The following is a 5065-nucleotide window of genomic DNA, read 5'->3' on the forward strand; positions in this document are numbered from 1 at the left end:
GGGTGTTTAAAGATTGTGTTAATAATTGGGGCGTATAATCCAATAAAAATTATTATTTAGGACTTTAAACTATGAGCAAAATTATTTCACCAATTGCCATTGATATGGGGGCGAAAAATACGGGCGTTTACTACGCTAAATATGAGCGGGGAACCACTTTTAAGAATATTGAAAAACACGGGCAAGTGTTGGTTTATGGTAATGACAACACATCATTACTTAAAAAAAGAACTTCTAATCGTCATGTCAGGCGTGGTTATCAACGCAAAAAATTAGCAAAAAGATTACTAATGATTATTTTAAAAGAGTATTTTGGTTTTCCAGCAGAAAAACACACTCAAGCTATTGGTTTTTTAATGAACCGTCGTGGCTTTAGTTTTTTAGAAGAAGAATATTCAAAAGATTATCTTAATAATTTCCCAAAAGATGCTTGGCAAGCGTTATCAAAAGAGGTTCAAGATATTCTTGGCGAGCAAAAAAAAATTGCTGATAAATTAATGAAACTTGCAACAGATGAGCCTGAAAAAATTATCAAATTGCTAGAGGGAATTCAAAATATTGAAGGTTACATAAAATATCAAAATTTAAAAAAAGATGCTGTTTATTATAAGTATATTGAAAAAATATCCAGTTCTTGTGATGCTCGAATTGAGAATAAAGAAATTGAAGAAGGTGCTAATGACAGAAATAAATTATCAAAAGCATCAAAATGGATTGTTGAGAGATTAGTAACAGAAAACAGCATTGGCTCTATTTCAATCAATGATAAAAACTTATTAGAACAAATGCAAGTGCTCACTCCAGAACAGGCTGAAACATTAAAAAAATACTTGCCAAATGTGAGAGAAAAACAAATAAAAAAGTCTATATGGGATTTTAAACATACAGATTTTGATCTTGATAAAAAAGAAAGTGATTTGAGCTTTAATGTTAACGATTGTGATATTGATAAAAAGGAAAAAAAAATACAATCTTATAATAACGCCCATCTACATCATTTCTGCTATGCTATTTATAAAATTAATAACGAACTTATTTCAGGTGGTCGTCATAGGTCTAAATTTTTTGAAGAGATAAAAGCAGACTTAGAGACATTTAGCCAAACAGATTTTTTACAGGATAGGCACAGTCCAAAATATTTGGTTAATTTTATTCAACAGATTCACAATACCGATGCTTTGGATATTGATAAATTATACAAATTGGTTTGTCATATTAGTAATTTTGAACTTAAGCCGTTGCATAAATATTTTGATAATAATACGCCAATAGAGCACAAAAAATTAAACAAAGAAGCCTTGGAAGAATATAAAAACAAGAAAGAAGTCTTAAAAAAAGAAAATAAAAAATACACTGAACTGGATTATTTAAAAGCAAAATATCCTGAAAATTATCATTCCCACAAACAATTAGATGGGGGTGATAAATTTAGCAACACCAAGTTATCTCGTCTTGCTTCTCAATGGTTTATGAGTCATTGGATGGTAACCAAAGAAAAAGATAAGCAAGCAAAAGTAGAGAGCTATAAGCAATTAAAAACGCGTTGGGGGAAACATACAGACAAAAATAATATTGTTGATTTTTGGCTAGCAACTGACCCAAAGTTAACTATCCCACCTTATCAAGCAATGCTCAATCGCCAACCACCTAAATGCCAATCATTATTATTAAATGGTAAGTATCTTAATGAGCATTATCCACAATGGAAAGGTTGGTTAAATTTACTAAGCCTTAATACAGATTACAAGGAAAAATTAAAATTCTTAAAGGGGAAATCAAAAATACCCTTGGTTGAAGAGGAAAAAATCCAATTGCGTCAATTACAATTTATTTTAGATATTGCTAAAAAACAAGATAAATACAAACTCAATGAATTGTGGAGTATTTACCATAAACTACAAAAAATAGATACAGATCAAACAAAATGGCAGGAAAAATTAGAAAAAACTATCAATACGAGTGCATTGCCAACAGAGTTAAAGCAAAGTCTGAATTTTACCCAAGACAAAGGTTTTGGTCATTTTCTAAATAAATATTATCAAACTCGCCGAAAAGCCCGAGATGGCAGATATTTTTTAATTCAAGAGAAAAAGGAAAAATGGTTAACTGATAATAAGTTATTGACCCTTTGCACACACAAACCAAGGCAGAAAAAACACCAATGGCAATTAGACTTAGCTGCAGTTTTAGGGGTAAATGCAGATGATTTAAAAAATAAAATAGATGGAGACAACCCAGAAGATTATTTCAAAAGCATCAATGGCTTTGCCTCTAATTGTGAAAAATCAGCTAAAGCTCAAAAAGACCACCGAGGTGAATTAAAACTTAAAATTTATCACGAACTGATAAATAAGCCGCCAAACGGCGCTTTAGCAAAACTTGCCAAGAAATGTGATGAATTAAAACAAGCGCTCATCAAAGGAATTGGTATTGATGAAATATTGTTGGACAAACAACAAAATGAGAATAACCAAAAAATCGCTTTGGTTTTTAAGTTTGCACAAATTCACAATATTGTTTTTAAAGATCGCAGTGGTTTTTCTAAAACTTGCCCAGTTTGTTCTACCGATAACGCTTTTAGAATGCAAGAAGATGACAAGGGTGCTGCCACAGCTTCAAGATTGCCCGCACTTAGTATTCGCTTAATTGACGGCGTGGTAATGCGTATTTGTGATGCAATTGCTCGTCAAGTTGCGGTAACAAAATGGAATGATATTAAAGAATATTTAGAAGAAGGGAGCAAGGTTAGTATTCCATTGGTTTTGGAGCAAAATCATTTTGAATTTGAACCAAATCTTCAGGGTATTAAAGGCAAAAAATCGGATGAAATTAAAGACGATAGAAGTGATAAATATAAAGGTCAAAAAAGATCATTATATGATGGCACTATATTAGAAAAAAATGGAGAAATAGACCATATTATTCCCAGATCTTCACGCTATGGCATGCTTAACGATGAGGCAAATCTGATTTATATCTCTAAGACTGATAACCAGAAAAAAGGCAACGATTTTAAATTTTTAAGAGATTTACACAAAGACTATAAACAAGATATTTTTGGTAATAAATCTGATGATGAAATCAAAGCGTTTATTTATCAACATTTAGGCGACGCAAGTAGTAAAGACTTTGCATTTGGTAAATATCTAAGTTTTATCAATTTAACCACAGAGCAAAAAAAGGCTTTTAGGCATGCTTTATTTTTACAACAAGACGACCCACTAAGAGAAAAAGTAATACAATCTTTGCAGAATCGCAATCGTGCCATCGTCAATGGCACCCAACGATATTTAGCACAATGTATTGCTGATAAAATCCATAGAATTGTCAGGAAAGAAGGTAAAGAGAATTTGATAGAATTCGATTATTTTGAATATTCTGCCAGATGGAATGACCCAAAAAGCACTTACAACTTACGCAAAGAATATGGCATTGATAAACTCAAAGAACAGCCTTTATATTCACATTTAGTTGATGCACAACTGGCTTTTTTAATTGCTAGTGAAGATCATCAAAATGAGGGCTCAATGGGCATTAAATTTGATGAAAATCAAACGATTTGGAGAAATGAAGTAGACAAAGAAACTGGCGAAGTGTTACCGAGTCAATTGTTTACTTGGATGGATGTGGGGGAGGGTTATTTAAAAGAAGTTAATTTAAATCCAAAAGACAGTAATCAAAAAATTATAGACATTGAAAAACACAGTAATAGTAATAGTAATAAGCAAGATTTAACTAAGATTTTTAAACGCCCTATATTTAAACAAAATGCTATTGGAGAGCGATACAAGCCAATTATTAAATTTGAAAATAAATGGTATTTAGGTTATCCAATGACAGTTAAAGGTGGCATTTATAATTGTGATGAATATTGTCAAGAAATAACTGGCAATGCAATTCAAAGAATTGTAAAAATTACGACTGATAATAAATACTATGAGTTAACCACAGAAAATGAGCAGATAAAAATTTGGACTATCAAAGTGGTTGATAAAAAATACAAACAGATTGACAAAGACTCTTATAAGTATTTTAGTCAATTAAGTCCAGAATATGATAAGGGAGAGCAAGAAGAGGTGGATAAAATAAAATTCATTTTAAAGCATTGTCAATATTATGTGTCCAAAACCGAAGTTATTAATGCTCCTAAAGTTTTAAACAAGCAAGAAGCTAAAAAATATCCTTTTTATAAAAATTGGTTAGATCTTGACAATGCTTGGAGAGGTAAAATTGCAAGTGATTATTCAGTTAAAGATGATAAATACGACATATCAGACGATATCGTTGCAAAAAAATGGAATGAGTTTTGTAAAGAAGAATTTGAACCACCTCAAAATCAACTTAAAAATCAACATCAAGTTAAAGGAAAAAAATACACAATGGTGTCGCTAGGAACCGCATCTGGCACTGTATTTAGAATTAATAGAGGTAATCAAGATATTTATCAGGCTTTACCACTAGATACAAATATTATAGCTAAAGACAAGTCTAATTTTTTAATTAAACGCAGTAAAAATGTAACTTTAGTCTCAAATGTAGCAGACAAAGATTTAGAGCGCCCAATAAACACTGAAGAGAAAGTAGTTTTGAATGAATTTAAGGTTTTAAGTAGTAAATTTTTTAAGAATAATTTTGATGATGCAGAGGTGTATTTAAACAATACATCTGTAAATATAAAAAACTTTCCATTGGATAGTTTTAAGCAATGGTTTAATGGGGACTTGGAAGGTAAAACATCAATAGAACTTCTCACTAAAAGCAAAGTAAAACAAGGCTTAAAAAGAGATCCAAGATTACTTTACGCTATTAAAGAAAAAGTTGATGATAGTATTATATGCAAAACGAGAGATGGTTCTATTTCAAGAATAAACATTGAAGGTACATTGGTTAATTTTTTACTACCATTTAGAGATAAAGATACTAAAAAAATTTATAATGATAGTAAAGAAGAATAATGCCAACCATCATCCCAAACCCAAAAAAGGCCCTATTCCTCGCCAAAAAACAACTCAGCGAACTGGTATATGACGCTGTGAATTTAGAAGGAGTGAATTACACTTTGCCT

1 protein-coding gene and 1 pseudogene are annotated in these 5065 nt (G+C 31.1%); both read left to right on the forward strand.

Features of this window, described 5'->3' with window-relative positions; genetic code table 11:
* The first annotated feature begins 71 nt into the window (after positions 1-71).
* A complete protein-coding gene (locus tag BBROOKSOX_RS08885; RefSeq protein ID WP_139661159.1) occupies positions 72-4955 on the forward strand; it encodes a hypothetical protein in 4884 nt (1627 codons plus the stop codon).
* Positions 4955-5065: pseudogene (locus BBROOKSOX_RS12505) on the forward strand (Fic family protein); the annotation flags it as partial. The gene BBROOKSOX_RS08885 and the pseudogene BBROOKSOX_RS12505, both read left to right, overlap by 1 nt.

This window comes from bacterium endosymbiont of Bathymodiolus sp. 5 South, assembly GCF_900128535.1.
GTDB lineage: Bacteria > Pseudomonadota > Gammaproteobacteria > PS1 > Pseudothioglobaceae > Thiodubiliella.

Bases quoted from the DNA above. Each gene is read 5' to 3' on its own strand.
- BBROOKSOX_RS08885 (WP_139661159.1), top strand. From the start codon at position 72: ATGAGCAAAATTATTTCACCAATTGCCATTGATATGGGGGCGAAAAAT.